The organism is Caproicibacterium sp. NSD3 (assembly GCF_053613275.1).
Genome location: NZ_CM132119.1, coordinates 460,363 through 479,291, shown reverse-complemented (window position 1 = coordinate 479,291; position 18,929 = coordinate 460,363). Strand labels below are relative to the sequence as shown.

The 18,929-nt window shown below is 45.2% G+C and carries 19 protein-coding genes; 5 read left to right on the top strand and 14 right to left on the bottom strand.

Annotated features, from left to right (window positions below; genetic code table 11):
* Positions 1–58 precede the first annotated feature (58 nt).
* The 12 genes from ACVS9P_RS02280 to ACVS9P_RS02225 all read right to left on the bottom strand — a co-directional run bounded on the left by ACVS9P_RS02280 (position 59) and on the right by ACVS9P_RS02225 (position 10,214).
* Positions 59–838: a FadR/GntR family transcriptional regulator gene (locus ACVS9P_RS02280; protein WP_452104030.1), complete on the bottom strand. Its 780-nt coding sequence runs from the start codon at positions 836–838 to the stop codon at positions 59–61.
* A 217-nt stretch (positions 839–1,055) separates the two neighbouring features.
* Positions 1,056–2,261, bottom strand: a complete 1,206-nt coding sequence (locus ACVS9P_RS02275) for a mandelate racemase/muconate lactonizing enzyme family protein (protein WP_452104029.1) — start codon at positions 2,259–2,261, stop codon at positions 1,056–1,058.
* A 61-nt stretch (positions 2,262–2,322) separates the two neighbouring features.
* Positions 2,323–3,750, bottom strand: coding sequence for an APC family permease (locus ACVS9P_RS02270; protein WP_452104028.1), 1,428 nt, complete (start codon positions 3,748–3,750; stop codon positions 2,323–2,325).
* A 158-nt stretch (positions 3,751–3,908) separates the two neighbouring features.
* Complete coding sequence (locus ACVS9P_RS02265) at positions 3,909–5,099, bottom strand: mandelate racemase/muconate lactonizing enzyme family protein (protein ID WP_452104027.1); 1,191 nt, start codon at positions 5,097–5,099, stop codon at positions 3,909–3,911.
* Positions 5,100–5,500: 401 nt separating this feature from the next.
* Entirely contained in the window at positions 5,501–6,556 is a 1,056-nt protein-coding gene (locus ACVS9P_RS02260; RefSeq protein WP_452104026.1) for a hypothetical protein, read from the bottom strand.
* Between the two features lie 271 nt (positions 6,557–6,827).
* Positions 6,828–7,490, bottom strand: coding sequence for a CatA-like O-acetyltransferase (locus ACVS9P_RS02255; protein WP_452104025.1), 663 nt, complete (start codon positions 7,488–7,490; stop codon positions 6,828–6,830).
* The gene (locus ACVS9P_RS02250) at positions 7,480–7,782 is read right to left on the bottom strand and encodes a DUF2087 domain-containing protein (RefSeq protein ID WP_452104024.1); all 303 of its coding nucleotides are present in this window, start codon (positions 7,780–7,782) and stop codon (positions 7,480–7,482) included. Before ACVS9P_RS02250 ends, ACVS9P_RS02255 begins: the two co-directional genes overlap by 11 nt.
* Entirely contained in the window at positions 7,766–8,125 is a 360-nt protein-coding gene (locus ACVS9P_RS02245) for a GIY-YIG nuclease family protein (protein WP_452104023.1), read from the bottom strand. Before ACVS9P_RS02245 ends, ACVS9P_RS02250 begins: the two co-directional genes overlap by 17 nt.
* Before the next feature lie 118 nt (positions 8,126–8,243).
* Positions 8,244–8,444, bottom strand: coding sequence for a hypothetical protein (locus tag ACVS9P_RS02240; RefSeq protein ID WP_452104022.1), 201 nt, complete (start codon positions 8,442–8,444; stop codon positions 8,244–8,246).
* Positions 8,441–8,587, bottom strand: coding sequence for a helix-turn-helix domain-containing protein (locus ACVS9P_RS02235; protein ID WP_452104021.1), 147 nt, complete (start codon positions 8,585–8,587; stop codon positions 8,441–8,443). The genes ACVS9P_RS02240 and ACVS9P_RS02235 overlap by 4 nt, the downstream gene beginning before the upstream one ends.
* 350 nt (positions 8,588–8,937) lie before the next feature.
* A complete protein-coding gene (locus ACVS9P_RS02230; protein ID WP_452104020.1) occupies positions 8,938–9,564 on the bottom strand; it encodes a CDP-alcohol phosphatidyltransferase family protein in 627 nt (208 codons plus the stop codon).
* A complete protein-coding gene (locus ACVS9P_RS02225) occupies positions 9,549–10,214 on the bottom strand; it encodes a flavodoxin family protein (protein WP_452104019.1) in 666 nt (221 codons plus the stop codon). The genes ACVS9P_RS02230 and ACVS9P_RS02225 overlap by 16 nt, the downstream gene beginning before the upstream one ends.
* A gap of 205 nt (positions 10,215–10,419) precedes the next feature.
* On the opposite strand from ACVS9P_RS02225, the gene ACVS9P_RS02220 reads away from it, so the two are divergent.
* On the top strand, positions 10,420–11,325 hold the full coding sequence (locus ACVS9P_RS02220) for a response regulator transcription factor (protein WP_452104018.1): 906 nt from the start codon (positions 10,420–10,422) through the stop codon (positions 11,323–11,325).
* Between the two features lie 460 nt (positions 11,326–11,785).
* Here ACVS9P_RS02220 and ACVS9P_RS02215 read toward each other — a convergent pair whose 3' ends face one another.
* Together ACVS9P_RS02215 and ACVS9P_RS02210 are read right to left on the bottom strand one after the other, a co-directional pair.
* Complete coding sequence (locus tag ACVS9P_RS02215; protein ID WP_452104017.1) at positions 11,786–13,045, bottom strand: HEPN/Toprim-associated domain-containing protein; 1,260 nt, start codon at positions 13,043–13,045, stop codon at positions 11,786–11,788.
* A gap of 19 nt (positions 13,046–13,064) precedes the next feature.
* A complete protein-coding gene (locus tag ACVS9P_RS02210) occupies positions 13,065–13,949 on the bottom strand; it encodes an FRG domain-containing protein (protein WP_452104016.1) in 885 nt (294 codons plus the stop codon).
* Positions 13,950–14,219: 270 nt separating this feature from the next.
* On the opposite strand from ACVS9P_RS02210, the gene ACVS9P_RS02205 reads away from it, so the two are divergent.
* From ACVS9P_RS02205 to ACVS9P_RS02190, 4 genes are all read left to right on the top strand, one after another.
* Positions 14,220–14,795: a hypothetical protein gene (locus tag ACVS9P_RS02205; RefSeq protein WP_452104015.1), complete on the top strand. Its 576-nt coding sequence runs from the start codon at positions 14,220–14,222 to the stop codon at positions 14,793–14,795.
* A gap of 46 nt (positions 14,796–14,841) precedes the next feature.
* Complete coding sequence (locus tag ACVS9P_RS02200; protein WP_452104014.1) at positions 14,842–15,375, top strand: hypothetical protein; 534 nt, start codon at positions 14,842–14,844, stop codon at positions 15,373–15,375.
* 66 nt (positions 15,376–15,441) lie between these two features.
* The gene (locus ACVS9P_RS02195) at positions 15,442–17,304 is read left to right on the top strand and encodes a DUF5057 domain-containing protein (RefSeq protein WP_452104013.1); all 1,863 of its coding nucleotides are present in this window, start codon (positions 15,442–15,444) and stop codon (positions 17,302–17,304) included.
* A 94-nt stretch (positions 17,305–17,398) separates the two neighbouring features.
* Positions 17,399–18,790: a ParB/RepB/Spo0J family partition protein gene (locus ACVS9P_RS02190; RefSeq protein ID WP_452104012.1), complete on the top strand. Its 1,392-nt coding sequence runs from the start codon at positions 17,399–17,401 to the stop codon at positions 18,788–18,790.
* The last annotated feature ends 139 nt before the right edge of the window (positions 18,791–18,929 follow it).

Genomic DNA, 18,929 nt, shown 5'->3' with positions numbered 1-18,929 from the left:
GATATCAGTAAAAAACTTTTTTAACTGCTTTTTTCGTGTTGCCATCATGATCGTGGTCTTAATCTGTTTGGGATTGTTCTTCCTCTGCAGCGCAGCTTTGCTCGTTAAAAACATCCATTCCCTCAACTGGTTTGATACCAAGCAATTCGTCGGTAATCTGCCGAAGCAAAGTGACATCAGAATCGATAATACATTTATAAATTTTATTGTGGGTATCGCTTTCTCCCAATGGAGGGAGGCCGGCCTCGGCCCGGCGATGGGCACGGGCGCTGACCAACTGAGTAATATGGCTGCGGATCAGTTGCTGCACCATAAAGTAAACATCTTTGTACAGCCTATTGTGGCTCATTTTTATTATTTTGTAGTGGAAGTTAAAGTCTGCATCTACTAGGCGTTTCAGTGCATCTTCATTGTCCACGTCTAAATTATATTTTAAAGCAAGGTCATTGTAATGAATAAGGGCATTATGCAACTCCTCTTTCTCCGCATTGGTAGCAGAAAGTATCGCCAAACGCATACACTCATATTCCAACAGACTGCGCAGCTGCTGCACATCATTGTAACGATCCTTGCTTTCATAAAAGACAGATATTTCACTAAGCATTGGCTTGAGGGAAAAGTCCTGCACAAATGACCCCTCGCCAACACGGGTTTCAATAATGCCTAAAGTACTAAGCTTCTGCAGAGCCATACGCACACTTAGACGATTGACGCCGAAGGCATCAGCAAAATCAGACTCTGAAGGAAGTTTGTCTCCTGCTTTCCAGATACCATCCACAATATCCTGCTTGATAGACGCGCAAACCTGATCTACAAGAGAGATGCGACTTATTTTCATTTTTCGCTGGGGAAACCTACCGAGGGATTCTTTTTCCATACTATTCACCTAAAATTATTCAATATTTTATTTTAATTATAACCCTTTTCTAAAAATAATGCACACTTTTTTAATGTCGAATATTTTTCAAAAATTTAGCAATAAAAAAGCAGCCACCTTCCGACTGGAAGATGGCCACCTGTGAAAAAAGGATGACTACATTTAAAGGTATACGCAATTATTTGATAACAACCTTCTTGGCCTTGGCCATGTACTCCTCGCTCATTTCCTGACCAATACCCGGAAGCTCTGGAATTTCATAGAATCCATTCTTAGGCGCATAGTAGTACTTGCCGGCATTCTTAAACTTGGTCAGCAGATTGGCATTATGCTCCTCGTGAATGACGAAGTTGGGGATAGTAGCCTCCACCTGCAGAGCAGCCGCAGTAGCAATAGGACCACCGCAGACGTGAATCTGCACACCCATATCGTAAACCTGAGCCATATCGCTGATTTTCTTTGTCTCTGTGATTCCACCGGTGTTGCACAGATCAGGCTGGATTACATCGAGAGTACGATCCTCAAAGAACTGACGGAATCCCCAGCGGGTGTAGCTGCGTTCGCCGGTAGCAAGAGGCAGACCACTGCGTTCCTCGATATGTTTGAAGAGCATGGGATTGCAGGGCATAGTGGGTTCCTCAAAGTACATAATACGATAAGGTTGAAGAGCCTTGCCTAAAATAGAGGCAGTGTTGGTATCCAGCAGAGAATGAATTTCGATGATGATGTCCAGATCGTCACCACCAGCCTCACGAGCTGCGGCGATACGTTCTACGGAGCGTTTCAGGTCATGTTCCCGGTAGCAACCGCGAATTTGATTGCCTTGGGTAGCAAATACTTCGCCAACGTCCTTTTTTTCGCAAGGAGCGAAAACAGGATCGATCTTGACAGCATCATAGCCCTCGGCCATAGCGTCCTTCACTACATCATAGTAGTCCTTTGGATCATACAGAAGGGTTAGAGAATCGTTTTTCTCTATAAGTTTCCGCCAGCCAAACTGAAGCTGGGATGCGTAAGCACGAAGCTTGTCGTTGGTTTTACCGCCGAGCAGCTTATAGACAGGCAGATTCAAAGCTTTGCCTTTGATATCCCAGCAGGCAGTGTCGATAGCCGCTATTGCAGAGGTGACGACTACGCCGCCTCCCATGCCCCAAAATGTATGGCGATGCAGGTGCTCCCAAATCTTTTCGGTATTAAAGGGATCCATACCAATAACCAACTTAGCAAAGTCCTGACACTGACCAAAGGCCGCCTCAGAGCAGTTGCCATAAGCTAAACCAGCCTCACCAGATCCACTGATTCCTTCGTCTGTGTTGACCTTGATGGTAACAAAACCGCCAAGGGCGCCGTCACCAAGGTAACATTCTACACTTGTAATTTTCATGAATAGTTGCTCCTTTCTTTTACTATAGGTTGTTTTATAAAAAACTTTTTAAGAGAACTGCTTATTTTGTGATAGGCGCTTCTTCTTCACCCGGATCTTTGTCCCACACGGAAGTATGAATTTCGATATTGCCGCGTTTGGCGCGCCAGATTCCGATGGCTGCTGTAACCAGAAGCGCTGCTACATTCGCAATTGCTAAGGCAGGGGTCATGGACAGGCAGGATTTCCAAAATACCACAATGGCTCCGACCAAAGACAAAACGCAGATGGTGTAATAAAAACCATTAGACACATGAAGGCGGCATTTGCCCCATGCTTCAGGATACTTTTTGGGCAGTCTGATTATCGCTACAAAATTCAGGAAGGCGAAAAAAGAGGTGAAGATCTGCACCATATTGGTGATGACAGTAATGGACAGATTAAAAATGATAGGAATAATGCCCAAAATATACATAAAGGTCAGAATGAAAACGCGAGATCCCTTAGCATTCTTTTTTCCGAAAGAGGCAGGAAGCCAACCATCGTCGCAGGACTGGCCGATCGTGATGGCGTTATAAGCAAAGCTGGAATTCAAGGTGGACAGCAACGCCATAATGGGGCCGCCGATAATGAAGAAATAAAACAGCCATGTGGGGAAAATACGCTGCGCTGCAAAGACCAAAGTGGTTGAATTTCCATATTCACTCACATTCATAACACCAACGCCGGCCATGGCCACGCCCACATAAAGGAGAATTAAAGTGGGGACAGTCATCAGCATAGCTGCGGGAATATCCCGTTTGGCATTTTTGGCGTCGCGGCCATAAGCAATGGTCATATAATATCCCTGGCAGGAGTACACAAACAGCAGCATCGCGCCGGTAAATCCGCCGGATATCTGCCCCTTGTCAAAGGTAATCCCCCAGCCGTTAATCAAAAAATTGGGGTCTGAAAAGTTAAAAATTGGCAGCTTCATTTTGAAAATACCCACAATCGCAAAAAGAAGTAGGGCAGCAATGAGCAGCCATGTCATTAACTTTTGAGCATGTGCCATTATATCCACACCTAACAGGTTCACAATAAAGAAAATGGTTAGCAAAACAACGCCTACAATGATACGGGAAGTTATGCCCCCCAAGGCAGGGACAACGTCACCCAGATATGCAGCCGCAGCGGTGCCGAACAGAGATAATGACAAACACTGTGTTAAATAAGAAAATGCAAAAATTCCAGAAGTGGTCGGACCGGCAAGTTCACACAGCATAGAATAGTTACCGCCGCCTAGTCGGAGAGCCGATGAGACAAAGATATAGGGGAGAACCATAATAAAGCCCATGATGATAGCTACTAAGTAGGCAAGCCAAGCAGAATAGCCAGTCATTTTGATTGCTGGGACAATAAGAGTGATGACACCTGCACCAATAACCTGCCCGACGGCTAATGCATAGAGTTCTGTTCTTCCGAGAGTTCCGGGCTTTGGTGCTGGCTCTTTAATTACTTTAATTGCCATAGTAAAGACCTCCTCGCTTTCTCTCTAAATTAAACGGTATTCTTATGGTGCTGGGGAAAATCATCAAAATTTAACAGGCCGAAAATGGCATGTTTCTCATTTAACGGCCAATATTTATCTCCTCCTCTTCGAATTAGAATGACCGACTAGACAAAAGATCATTCTACTACTTTGTAAAGAATTGCTTTGTCAATTGCCTCCTGCAAGAACTCATTGCCGATACCGGGCAGATCGGGAACCGTGAAATACCCATTCTCAGGCTGAAGATTGTACTTTGTGAGGCCTAGGCAGGTATCCATCCGGTTGCAGGTGTGGTGCTCATGAATAACGAAATTTGGAATAGTACACTCCAGATGCAGTGCCGCATTAGTAGCCAAAGGACTGCCCGCCACATGAACCTGAACACCTACGTCGAAAGCATGAGCCATGTCACAAATCTTCTTTACTTCACTGATACCGCCGCAGTTCCCAATATCAGGCTGAGCCAACTGCAGAAGATTGCGCTTAAAGTAATCCGCATACTGCCAGCGTGAGAAAAGACGCTCGCCATTGGCGATCGGCACACTGATGTATTTGGAAATATACTCGACTGTCTGAGTAGTAGGAGTATTTGGCTCCTCAAATGCCAAGATGTTATACTTTTCGGCCAGTCTGCCCAGTTGTACTGCACCCAAAGCATCTGGATAGGAGTGGTTTTCCATAATGATATCTACTCCGTCACCGGCAGCTTCCCGGGAAGCCTTCATTCGAGCTTCCACCATCTTGAGCTGAGCGGGCGTGAGGAATCCGGTAGTATCCAAAAAGTTTAAAGGCTTCCCTTCTTCGTCCCGGTCGAAAAAGTCGATTTTCACTGCATCGAACCCTTCCGCAATGGCCAGCTTCACATTATGAGCATAATCCTCCGGTTTGACGGCCCAGAGGTGCTCGCTCACGCCAACCTGGCCCCAACCGAACTGTAATTGGCTGGCATAGGTACGGAGTTTATCGCGAACCTTACCACCCAAAAGCTGATAGACGGGAACATTAAAATATTTGCCCTTGATATCCCACAGTGCAACATCGATGGCAGCTATTCCAGAGAATACCACCGGACCACCATTCTGCCCCCAGAAACTTTTTTTATACATACTTTCCCAGATAAGTTCAGTCTGCAGCGGGTCCATACCAATAACAAGTTCCGCTAGGTCACACACCATTCCAAAAGCTGCGGAGCCACCTACACCGTAAGCCATGCCGGCTTCGCCATCACCACAGATGCCTGCATCGGTATGGATGCGGCAACCAATCGGACTATTCATTTTGCTATTCGCAGTAGGGAGGCGAAATACTTCCACCTTAGTAATTTTCATCTATTATTTTCCCCTTTCGCTTATTGATTTAATTAGTTGTTCGCTATGTCATTCAGTGTATCTATTCGTTTATTAAAAGTCAATAGCATTATAAGATATTTGTATAAAATTTTAATTTTTGTGATTTGTTTTTGTGCATATTTTTGCTAAAAACAAACCACCCCCATCATTCTTTAATTCGTATCCTTTCCAAATTTAATTTGTCTAAATATTTTGTTTTTATTCTTAAAAAGTACTTTCTCCAGTCTGATCGCGATTATGGCTTCAAATATTTTTCCAGCATTTACTTACAGCAGTATCGCGAATCAATCAAAAAAGCATTAAAAAAAACAGAGCCGTCTAGTTTGACGACTCTGACCATGATGAAAGTGTGATCTAGAATCCGGAAAAAGTAAATGATATCAATCGTTTTCGATTATTTTTGCACGGTACATTCCTTGCTTTTTTAATATATCTGCCACAGTATACGCGTCAAGACCTTCCATACAGATTCTGCGGCATTCACCGGGATAGTCTGGCGAAAAAGTATTCCAAGCAGTTATTAGCTTGTCGGTTTCATGTAACCCATATTTTGTTAGCAAGCCAACATGTTTTTCTGGCATCTCCGAATAAATAGAAACCACTTTGTATTTCTGAATAAAAATTTCTTCATGACTTTTGTGAGATGCAATAGCAAATTGAGATAATCCGTCACTTAGTAACAGTTGCCCGTATGAAGACATTATTGTATCGATTTGACTTTGCGTTTGCCCATCAAGATACAGTACTTCTTGGTGAACAATTTCCCTAAATCCCATTTTGTTTTCTTCATAAATTGACAGCGGCAATTGCATCACGAAAAACAATGGTTCAGGAAGTGCTCTATAAAAATCGGTGACTAAAGCTGATAGTTTCTCATAGCTAACATTAGCAAAAATGGATTCTCCCTTAAATATCTGATATTTTTCCAAAATTTTATTAGGAAAAGGAATTGTCACTCCGGGAGCAGTTTGAAACATGGTCTCCACTTCTTTCATACAAAATAGGAAAAATATTACAACACCAAATACTATCCACATAAGAACAGCCAAAAAGCCTTTAAAACTCATTGCCCACAATACCAATAAATAAGATAATCTGCCGCCTACGGCGAAAATAATCATTATTATTATGTTTGAGGGATTAAGCTTTTTGCTATTTTGCTCAACCATTTTTTGAGTTAGTTGCGTTAATAGCAACTCAATATTTTTTGGGGCTTGGGTTCCATCCGGTAATTTAGAATATATTTCGGTATAATCTTTAACTCTTTTTATATTTTTAGATTCTATGTTTCGCTCGCTGAAAAAGCTGATAAAAGACGAAAGAAATGAAAGGAATGCCACCGCAATACCAGATATAGATGGCAAATTTGATGCAATCCAATTAATTATTTTTGTTTCTCCCCCTGATAAATGTAAATAATTCTCTATATGATTCATATCATAACAACATTTCTCCGAAAAACAATTCCGTTTTTCGGAGAAATAAATAAAAAATCTCCCTTTCAAAACTTGATTTATCAAGTTCCAAAAAGGAGGCTCTTGGTCGGAGTGAAATTATAGGATTTGGAGAAATCCAGCAATATCAATGGTTTGCAGGCATTCTGCAAGCAGTATTTACATCAAAAGAGCACCTCGGTTATATCGTTCTGGCGATTACCGTCACCTGCCTGATCAGGGTCCCGTAGAAATGGAATATTTGTCTTTCATCTCACTTTGATCCCGTCCATTTTTCTGGATATAGCATGCCATCCTGAAACCTCTGAAGGAACAGACCGACATGGTAGCCGTCCGCGACGGCATGATGCACGGTTATGGAGAGCAGCATCATTTTTCGGTTGCCTTTGTCAAAGAATCTTCCCGCCTGCAATACCGGAAAATAGTTGTTGCCGCTTCCGTAGGGCACGGGAGTATAGCTCGTAAACTGCATCCAGGGCAGCATACCCACCATGTAATTGTTTTCGGGGAGATTTGTCTTTGCAACAATTCCGTGATTTTCTGCGTATTGCCTCTGATCTTCCATATAATTGCCATAAAAGGTCTCAAAATCGGAGTCGTATTCCGTCCATAGGCTGGACATGGTCTTGTCATCCTCATGAAAGCAGGCATAGGAAGGGTGTAGCACTTCATAATATCCCAATTGTCCATTCTGTTCGGCAATACGGAATTCCTGCTGCTGGGAAATCAGAAAGGATGCCAGATACAAATAAGCAGGAAAGAATTTTTTACCCGCTTTTTTGACCATATGATAGGCGTTTGTAATGTCCACCTCAACCGAAAGGCTGTACCCGGTGGGAAGCATCTTTGTAAAATAGTAAAAATACGGCGTCCTGCTCCAAGCATTCCGATCAATAGGATGAAATTCACGATTCATGATCAAGCTCCATTTCTTGTCGAGCAGTCTGTGCTCTCCAATAGCGGGAGCCGTCCCGTTCGCGGCACAAAAGGCCGTGATCGACGAGTTCCCGCCGCAGGAGAAAGTAATCCCCAAAGGTATGCCACTGGCTGCAGATGCCATTGACTTCCCGTTCGGAATACGTGCGGCCCGGATCGAATTTTCCGATCAGATATTCCAACACGGCACACCTTGCTCTCTGTTTTTGCGGCAGCTGCGTGATTTTTCCGGAACTGTCAAGAAACTGTTTAATTTTAATGATCTGTTCCATGTGAGATTCCTTCCTGCGAATATTTTTCCAGCCAAATTTCAAGGAGAGTCTTAATATCTTCCGAAAATTCACGTTCCGTTTGGGTTTCCTTCTGCTTCAGTTTCTCAAGGATGGCGAAAGAAAACGATTGTGCCCCGTATTCCATCCACTCTGTCTGCATGGCCGGTTCCGGACAGGAATTGGTCGAAACGGAAAATGTGAACTTGTTTTCCTGGCCCGCCAGATTCGTTGTGGATTTTACCCATGCGCGGCCGTTCCCCCTGCACTGGATGCGGTAGATACCGCCGATTGCAACTTTATCTTTATAGGCGTTTTTCAATTCCTTCCGTTTCATAGAATCCATAGGGTGACACCTCTTTTCCCTTTCCTTAATGTTTTATAATACATATAATCCGTGTCTGCTGCAGCAGTAATAAAACCTTGTGCTGTATTTTGCAGTAGCGGGCCTATTTTGGGCAGCCTTACAGAAGCTTCTCATTTGTGACATATGCAACAAAGGAGATATAATGGTCTTTTTCCATTTCGTGATGAAACGTAACGTAGAATTCTCCGTCTGTATCTTCTACCGTTACCCGGTGCTCATTGTCAGCGGGTTTGACAGCAAACGGCGACAGCCTATGCCCACAGCAGGAAATCTCCGCATCACCGGTATTGGTAATCACATTCTCGCACTCGATTCCAAATTCCCGTTCAGAATTTTTTCAATATTGACCTCAAACAGGTTGGAAAGTTCCCCGATCAGGCTTACATCGGGACAACCCAGACCGCGCTCCCATTTTGAAATTGTTTTATCGCTGAGATTCATACAATCGGCTACCTGCTTTGCTGCAATCCAATTTTGATTCCCTCATCAGACATAGTGTAAGCGATTACCGGAAAATAATCAATCAACGCTCCGTAGAGTTTTTGACGAGGGCTTTGCAAATCCCGTCACTCGGTTTTGCTTTCGAGTGTAATTATAGGATTTACGACACACTTAAAGCCCGTAATCCCGCATGCATACAAGAAAAACAAAAGACCGACGATTCAAAATCGTCGGTCTTTTGTTGGTCGGAGTGAAATTATAGGACTTGGTGAAATCCAGTAATACTAATGGCTTGCGGGCAGTCTGCAAGCGGTACTTACACCATGCGTTCCGTGAATACGGAACGCCTTTTATATCGTATTATGTTTTGACTGAATAGTCACAGCAACAGTGCCATCGGTATTTTTATCTTCAATATCGTTTGTTGATTTATGATATATTTGCCAGATGAAAGAAAACCATCGTAGCATGGATGAGCACATAGCAGTAATCGCAAGAAAGAGTGTTACGGATTTGATGATACCAGTATGCTGGAAAATTCCCACCAAAATCGGCAATAGATAAAAGCCGACTGCGGTAAATCTTCCAAGAAAGTCAAAAATAAAATGCCTTTTTTCACCTGTTGAGAAAATCAGGGAAGACAAGATAAAATCAACAAGTTTTAGAATAACGATAATAGTAAACCATATAGGCACAAAACCGTAGTAATTCGACACAATTAGTGCGAGCAATATGAAGAAGCTGTCGGCTGATACATCCAGAATAGCTCCAATGTCTGACTGGCAATCAAATTTACGTGAAATCCAGCCGTCCATCAGGTCACTCAGAGAAATTGCCATAAAGCAGATAAGCAGACTCCACACAGGAATTGTTCTTCCAGCAGACCTAATTGCCAACAAATAAGCAAATGTGCCGCCGAGCGGAAAACGCAATGCCGACAAGACGTTTGGAAGCAGCCGGATCATTTGTTTTCGCATAATTTGTTCACCGTAGCGTTTGCAAGCTTATTTTTATCCGTTTTGTTTGAAAATTTGATGCGCTGCATATTAAACATGCCCTTGATATCATTCTCAATACCATCGAAAGCCCGATCTTTTTCCATCGGAGTCGTTGAACCTGTGGTAAAAAGAATCACTTTTTTCCCAGAAAGTCCGTTCAGACTTTTCAAGTAATTAGCCACAAGCGGAGAACCTTTACTGTTATAAACTGGTGTTCCAAAGGCAAGAACGTCATAACCGGAAACATTACGGGGCAGAAAGTTTCCGGGATAATTGACCGTTACGTCATAACATTTCCGTTGAAGGCTTTCGGCCAAAGCGTCGGCGGCATCTTTTGTACTATCGGTCCACGCGGGCTGATAAATGACAAGAGCTTTTCCAACCGGCTTAGTTACCGTGTAATACTGGGGCGTGCTCTGGTATTGCGTATTTAGACGGGTGGGTATATAGGTAATGACGGCGACCGTACCGCCGACAGAGAGCACAACAATTCCCAGTAAACCGATGCATATCCCCTTTATAATTTTTCGCTTTAGATGTTTCGGAGCGAATTTGATTGTCAGGACGATAGCAATAGTTCCTACAGCAGCAATGCAAAGTGTAATCATAATCACGTCGATCAGTTTCATGTTATCATTTCTCCATTCAGATTCGAGTAATTCGTCTCTATTACAGCATAGCAAATCAACATTGACAATAAGGAATACAACCTATTTCCTAGCGTAGGGGATTTCCCTCAGTCCGGAAATGCAGCATCTTTGCGTGCTTCGCTGCTTGTAATCCTTTGGAGAAATCATTATACTGAATAGCATAGAGATGGAAGGGAGAAATGCATTGGAGGACTTACAACTGCTATTTTGCATTATCTCGTTATTTGCGGGGGTGGCATCCATCACCCTTGCGGTGTTTATTAATATTGACCATACAAAAAAAGCTCTCAAATATTTTATAGGGCTCGACGTTTCCCTTTTCATGATACAGGCCATGATCACCTTAAATCTGTATATTGTCCGTACGAATAATATGGGGACTTTCTTATCCGTCATGTCTGATAGCATGGATGTGCTGGGAACCTCATTCAGCAGTCTATTCGGCCTACTTTTTATTCATGCATTGCTCGGCAAGCACATTTCAAAGATAAAACAAATTCTTATTGTGACCGTTACCTCTCTTCAAATGGTCGCAATTACAGTTTGCTATGCCAACACCAAACTTGTTACGTTGAAACATCTCGGACAGGTATCCTTGATTGCTGTCATTGCGTATGAAATCTTTACGGTGCTCGTAAACTACAGAGAAATACCGGATAAGGAGCTAAAACGAGCCGGCAGAATATTTGCCATCATTACGCTTTCTTTTCTGCCCTTCCTTGCTCTTGAATATATCCGTCCAGAAATCAATGCGCTGAAAGACTTGCAAGTACTTAAGTTGTTTGCTTTGCCAGCCTATTTTCTTATAATAAACATCAGTATTCTTCACTGGTCATACGCATACTTTAACACGCCGGCCTACATAGCGGAAAACAAACCAACCGAATATTTTGTCGAAAAATATGGCGTTACCGACAAGGAAACTGAAGTCATTGAATTGGTCTTGGGTGGGCTTACTTATAAACAGATTGCAGAGAGACTTTTTATTTCGCCCAAAACGGTGGACAACCATGTGCAGAATATCTATAGAAAGCTTGAGGTGACAAGCAAGATGCAGCTTTCCAATCTAATCCGCTCAAAAGAAAAGTAATTGGAGGTGTGCACTTGAATTTTTTACTTGTGGGAAATTAATAATCCTGTCACTCGTATATGACAGGCGAGTGCCTTTATAGAATTTGCACCTTGAGAGCCCGCATAAATACCGGCAAAACGAAAGACCGACGATTCAAAATCGTCGGTCTTTTGATGGTCCGAGTGAAATTATAGGACTTGGATAAATCCAGTAATATCAATGGTTTGCAGGCAATTTGCAAGCAGTATTTACGCCAAAAACAGAAAATTGACACTTACACCGCCTTAGTGAGACTATAGGCGGTGTTTTTGTATAGAAGTCACTTCGGGCCAATTTGGCCCGAAGTGCGGAGGGGGAAAACCGAATCATTCAACACAAGATAAGGTCGGCTTATCATTTTTCTAAAGCCGATATATCACGACTGTATATTACACAAGATGCTACCCGGGTTAGACTAAAAGAGTGAATTTTACACCATTCAGAGGCTTAATGACGATCTATGAGTCCATTGAGAAAGAATATAGTCAATAAGAAATCGGAGTTTTTTGCTATCATAAGATCCATTTGTCAGGTCACAATTTTTAAATGCACGAACATAATCATCCTTACCAACAAGTTCCCCTTGGTATTGCTTCATTTTTTTATTATACGATGTCCAACGAATAGCCGGAATTTTATTAACGCTATTTAGATCGAGAAAACATTCAATTGCAACAGCCTTCCCATTAATATTCTCGTAGGATTCACCTTGGGGCCCAAGAGCCTGAAAATGTGAGAACGCATCATAATTTGGCAATTTTGTGATTAAAAAAGTATCCGGCTTTTTTACAGAGCTCAATAATTGATATTTTTCAACTCCTGCTGTATCGTTGTCAAAGATCACGAGAATTTTATTGCCGACGTTTATTCGAACTAAGCCCAAACAGAAATTATATAAGTTTCCGACTCCTGTGAAAGGATAATTTTCCTCCATATCAATAAAGTCAAAGAAATCTGCAATATCAGGATACAATGATTCAATCGTCCGCTTAATTATGTATGAGTCCGATGAACCTTCCGTAACAATGAGTATTTTTTCGCCAGAGGAAAGTGGAGAAACAAAATCCTCTCTCTTTGCCCATCCACCTTCAACAACATCAGCAAAATTCCATTGTAATTCTAAATCTTGATTATTTGGATTCTCGGCTAGAACACGAAGCGTTATACATGGATCAAGATTTTCAAAGAATGTGCCTAAATCATATATAGCATTGTTCCACCCATTTTTGTCCTTCTTTTTATATTTTACAGGTAAGTGTTTTTTGATTTGAGGGTCTTCAAGGATACATTTGCTTACATATTCGCCGAGGTCATATCCATTTTCATCGTATTTAATTGAAATTTTCATAGAGTCAACCTTTGGAATATCTATATATCTTAGCGTATTGTAAAAATCATCAAATGAAAATTGAACTTCATATCCGAATTCTTCGCAATCTTTTAAACTAGCCTCATATAGCCCCCTTATAGACGTAATATCGTAACCAAGTAAGTCTAAACGCACCTTAACCGATGATAATATGCGTGAGAAGCCTTCTTTCATCTCGACGACTGGATTGTCAGCTTCATCATTAGCGTAATAGTAAGGAACTAATTTTATATCCTGTATCTGAAACAGTGCGGAATAGTCTCTGTAAGAACTGTTCTTGCCCCAATCAATTTCCATCCTGCCAATGCCTAGAGTTATCATGGAACCCATAATGTCATCTTCTTCCGTACTAATATGATATATATTGTATTGATCCAAATTGTTGAATGAAGTCTTTACTATCGTTTATGGCCTTATATTCATGTAGAAGATCGCGAAACCCATAATCATAATAAGTTGGTGGAAATAAACTTTGTATAGATAAAAGGCCGTTTTTCCCTATCCAATCAAAACCGTTTTTAACTGGAATTTTTGCTATTCCCACTATAAGTTCGCTATAGTCATATGCGACTTCTTTATTCATTCTTATCATTAATGCATGTTGTGCGTGTGGCCGCAAATAGATCGATTGACATGCTTTTCTCAAATCAGTTACCCGAGTGCTATCTCCGAGAAATACGCCGGGGCTACATTCGTTTGTTGCATCCGATAATATTAAAAAAACATATGCATATTCATTATCTTGCTTTTCAGTTATATGGACATGTTCATGCCCATCAAGGATAATTGAATCAAATGTATGTAAGCCAAACCAAAGAGCAACCCATAAATTATCAACTATATCTAACCATGCTGTTTTTATACCATAATGTTGCAGTAACGGTTGCAGCTTATTTTTCTCTAGTCCTTTTAAGTTTTTGCAAAGTGATGCTGATTTATATAAGTGTTCCTGATATTTACTTATTCTCTTTCTGCTAGGTCCTGTGGCCCTTAAAGCCGAAGGAATTAGCAAATCGCATGTTTCGCCTGGTCTCCTATATAAATCGCCTTGCCCTCTCATGTATACATTCCCATTTTCTCTGTTCATATATTTTCCGAAACCTACAAATTGAGTAAGAAGGTGAAAAGAAGTAATCTCATAAATCGGTATTTGGACACCAGATTTAAGCCTGTAATAATCTGTTGGTTTTGTAACCCCAACTTCGTGTTCGAATAAATCAATGATAAATTTCATTTTTACTCCTATATCTTAGCAAAGGTAAATTTCCTGTAGACATTATTATTCTACCTTTTCTTGGGTTTGGACACAAGACATCAAGGAAAAGAAAACATATTGATCACAAAAAGCGTCACCCAAGTGAGACTATGGGTGGTGCTTTAATATATGGTAAAAGTCACTTCGGGCCAAGTTGGCCCGAAGTCGAAGGGAGGGATAACATATCCCCGTAGGGTCTGATTGAAAAATCAGGCCCTTTTTTCATTCTTAAATGAAGGAGGAAATCGCATGACAACTGAAAAAACCAACGAAAGCAAGCGCAGAAAGGAGGACAAAAGGCGGAAGCGCAAGTGGCCGTACATCCTTGGAATTCTTCTGTTGTTGCTGCTTCTACTGCGAAGCTGCGGTAATCAGCACCCCTCCCCGAACCCGCCACCATCCAGTTCTGCCCCGTCCTCATCCATTCCCTCTTTGGACGATACCGGGAGTGCGGAGCCGGGAAGCAGCAGCGCCCCGTCACGGCAGGAAATCCTGTCCCGGCTTCAAAAGCAGGAAGTCACCGTCACCGACAAGGTAAGCTCACAGGCTTCTTTCTCCAAAGGGGCAAAAGGCAGCACCGGAACATGGGAAGTGGAAAACCCATCCTCCAACAGCGTCGTTATGCAGTGTGAAATCGTGCTAGACGGCGAAACCATAGCAGAATCCGCGCCGATCTATCCGGGCCAGCACATCGATGGGATTACTCTTTCCCGGCAGGTTTCACCCGGCGATTACAGCGTGACGGCGACCATCCGGTATTACAGCAAGGATGCAAAGGCTTACCTTGGGATGGCCGACTACAAAATCCATCTTTCCGTTTCGTAATCAACCGTTTTTGCGGTTGAAATAAAAACATGCAGGAGGTTTTCCAATGAAAAACAGGCTCAGAAAGATTCTCGCGGGCATTGTTACCTTTGCCGTGCTCGGCATGTCGGCTGCGGTTCCGGCGTTCGCCGCCGATAAGGCCGACACCGGAACAGGCAGCGTCACGGGCAACGTGGCCTATGCCATCAGCCCGGACGCCGAAACCTTTACCGCGCCCGACATCGCAGTAACCAACAACACCAAAGTCGCGGTGATCGCCACAGTGGAATCCCTGAAAGCCGCTTCGGGCGGCTCGCTGACTTTCACCGACGTTGATCCGTCCGCAAAAGCGTGGCGTTCTCTCAGCCTCGCGGATTCCAAGAAGTACATCGCGCTTGGCATTGCGGCAAAGGCCAATTCCGGCTGGAACAGCGGGTACAGCACATCCACCCATTGGGCGGTGAGCGATTCGCCGTTACAGGTCGGGACGCTGAACCCGAGCACTTCCGGCGCGTTGTTCCTGACGGCGGATTACGGCCTCGCGTTCGACGGGGCGTACACGGCCAACCATCAGCTTGTTTTCCAGTTCCAGCTCGCATAAAGGTACAGGCGGGAATTGGCCGGGATTTTCCCGGCCAATCTTCCACGCCGAAAGGAGGGTTTCTATTTGAGGCAATCATTCAGGCGGCTTTTTCTTATACCTCTGCTTGCCGCCGGTATTCTATTGTCCGGTTTTTCTCCCAGCGCCACGGCCTCCGCCGCGTCGGTTCTGACGCTGGCCGCAACGCCGAATCCGTCCGGAAATTATGTGGCACTGAACTGGACGAACAGCGACAAAAGGCAGCCGTACAGCTACATGCTCTATTCCAAATCCGCGCATGAATCGATCTTCCAGAGCATCCCCGCCAAAGACAGCGCGAAGGTTCTTAACATCTATCCCGTCGTCGAGCCGACCGTTTCCTTTACGACATGGGACGGCAAGAGTTACACCCTGCCAAAGTCGGCGTCCCTTAAAATGTGGATGGAAACGCCGAACGAATACGATTCCAAAGGTTACGGCAAGGGCCTCATTTCCGTGGACACCGTGTCGATTTCCGATTTCAACGCCAACCCGGACGCTTACCTGAAAAACGCGGACGGCAGTTACAAATACGACGTTCTGTATTTCGGTGCGTGGGATGCTTTCGCAAGTCAGGATTTGTCCGCTGCGGCAGAGAGTAAAACCGACGCCTTTATCAAAACCGGGCGCGGTGTTCTGTTCGGGCATGACACGATGGTAGACAATGATACAATCTCCATGCCGAATTTTTTCAAGCTGGCCCACTACTGCGATATTCAGACCATCCCGCATTATACCGTGCTCGGCGGAACACAAATCAAGGTTTCCAAAAAGGGCCTGCTCACCAATTACCCGTGGAAAATTGGGGACGTGGGTACAGTTCTGAATGTTCCGATGTCCCATTCCAATCAGCTTGCTTTCGGGGATGTGTGGATGACCTATCAGCAACCCTACACTTACCCCAACAGCGCTGAGGCCACCGGCTCCGGCGGACAAGGCACAAACACGTTTTATCTCACCAGTTGGTCAAACTGCGCCATGATTCAGACCGGCCACTCCAACGGTGAGGCGACGCCGGACGAGCAACGCGTTACGGCCAATACTCTGTTTTACCTTGCTCAGATCACGACCGACACAAGCTGGAATGACCACAAAGGGCAGGATTTGGACGCACCGGACGAACCGGCCGTTTCCGGCGTTACGCACAATTCCGGCCGGACGCAGTATACCGTCAATTATGCTTCGCAGGACAACGCCACCGGATATCAATACTATGTGGAGGCCACAGGGCAAAATGACGGAGCGAAATACGATTCTCCTGTCATATCGACATCCCTAAAAACCGGGATGAAGGGCTACTCCATCGTAGTGGACAACAACCCCGATACCGTCCCGGACGGGAGCATTACGACCACAGCGAGCAGTTATACTTTCTCCCGCCCATCCGGCAGCAGCTTTTTCATCCATATCGCCGCCGTGGACAATGCCGGAAATGTTTCGGTTGTCACCCACTACCATACGGACGAACTTGTCTCTGTGACCCATCCGGTCAGCATCAGTTACGCGATTGACCCGAACAGCAATACGCCGTTCACCGCACCGGACATTTCGATTACCAACCATTCCACTTTTCCCGTCCAAGTTTCCGTCACGGGGCTGAAAGCGACATCCGGCATCGGTGACGCCGCCCCCACATCCTATTCGGACTGGAACAGTCTGACGGCGGCGCAGACCGGAAGCGGAATCGCGCTCGGCGTTGGAATCAGCAAAGCAGCCGGTTCGGGCTGGACAGCGGTTGACCGTGAATCTCCCGTTTACACGGGCGATCTCGCGTCGGAAGTCCCGTTGGGAACGCTCGACGCAAACGGATCATCGGGGAATCTGGCGCTTACCGCTAAATTCGGCCTGGCGTGGGCAAACGCGAAAACCGTTTCCCATGAACTGACGCTGGATTTCACGATTGCGGACTGAGCCGGTCATTTTGAAAATATCCAAACAGGCAGAACGGGCAGAGATTTTTTCTCGGCCCTTTTTTACTGCAAAAATCAGCAAGGAGGAAAAACGTATGGCAAAAGACAAACCCAATATGCCGGAGGAAACGGCAACCGGGCCGGTTATTGAAGCCCCGGCAGAGGAAAAAGCCGCTCCTGCCATCCCGCCGCCGGAAGTCGGCGGCGAAGCTCCGGTCCCTGAACAAACCGCCGAGGAAAAGGCGGCGCTGACCCATGAGGACAAAGAACCACATGAGCCGCCCGCGCCGTCAGACATCGGTGACGAACACATCCCCACCCCCGGCGACGTGGTTGCCCCGTCCGACAAAATCAACGAGCTTATGTCGGAAAAGAAACCCGGACGCAGAGGCAGGTTCCCAAAGGCCGACAGGGCCGAACAGGCCCCGGCTCCCGAAAAAGCGGAAGCGGAAAAATCGAATCCGGCTCCCAAAAAGGAGCGCAAGGCCCGCGCGGAAAAGCAGAAACTTACTTCTGTGAAAAAGGCCCCGGCGAAAGAGGAAATTCCGGCCCCGGAGCCGGAACCGCCGCAGGAGCCGAAAGAGCCTCCGCGCAAGGGCGAAACGGAGCAGATCGTTTTCCTCAACCTGTCCGAGCTTCACGCTTTCCAAAATCATCCGTTTCAAGTCCGGGACGATGATGAAATGCGGGCGATGGTGGAGAGCGTCAGGGACAAGGGCGTGACCAACCCCGCCATTGTCCGGCCCCGCGAGGACGGCGGGTATGAAATCATATCCGGCCACCGCCGCCAGAAAGCCAGCGAATTGGCCGGATACGCGGACATGCCCTGTATCGTCCGCAACCTTTCCGACGACGAGGCAATCACGCAGATGGTGGAGGACAACATCAATCAGCGTGAAAATATCCTGCCGAGCGAACGGGCCAAGGCTCTGAAAATGCAGTTGGAAGCCATTAAGCGGCAGGGCGCACGGGGTGACCTGTCCACTTCGGGCCAGCTTGGCCCGAAGTCGGAAAACGGGCAGCGTTCCAACGCGGTTGTGGCCGAACGCAACAAAATGACGGTCAAACAGGTTCAGCGGTATATCAAGCTCAACGACCTTGTTCCCGACCTCATGAAAATGGTGGACGATAGGAAGATTTCATTCACCCCCGCCGTGGAAATGTCGTTCATCAAACCAAAAAATCAGCGGTATATCGCCGTCGCCATTGAGGGCCAGCAGTCGGCCCCTTCGCTGTCGCAGGCACAGCGGATGCGGGAGCTTGACCAGAAAGGAATGCTTAACGGCGACGTGATCGACGGAATCATGCTCGAAGAAAAGAAGGAGGTAGACAAAGTGATTATTTCAAGTCAGGAATTGAGCCAGTATTTTGGAAAGGAAAAGACCCCGCGTGAGATGAAAGACCAGATTATCAAACTGCTTGACGAGTGGAAGGAAAAGCAGCCGGAGCTTGCGAAGCGGGAAAAGCAGGCCGAGCAGGAGAAATAACTTCGGGTCAAGTTGGCTCGAAGTCCGTATGCGGGGCGCCGCCCCGTACCTCGATGCTCAAAGGATTTATTCCCCGTCGCCGCAATTTTTGTAGCACAACCGGATGTTCGCCGTCAAGAGTGGCGCATAGCGCCACCGC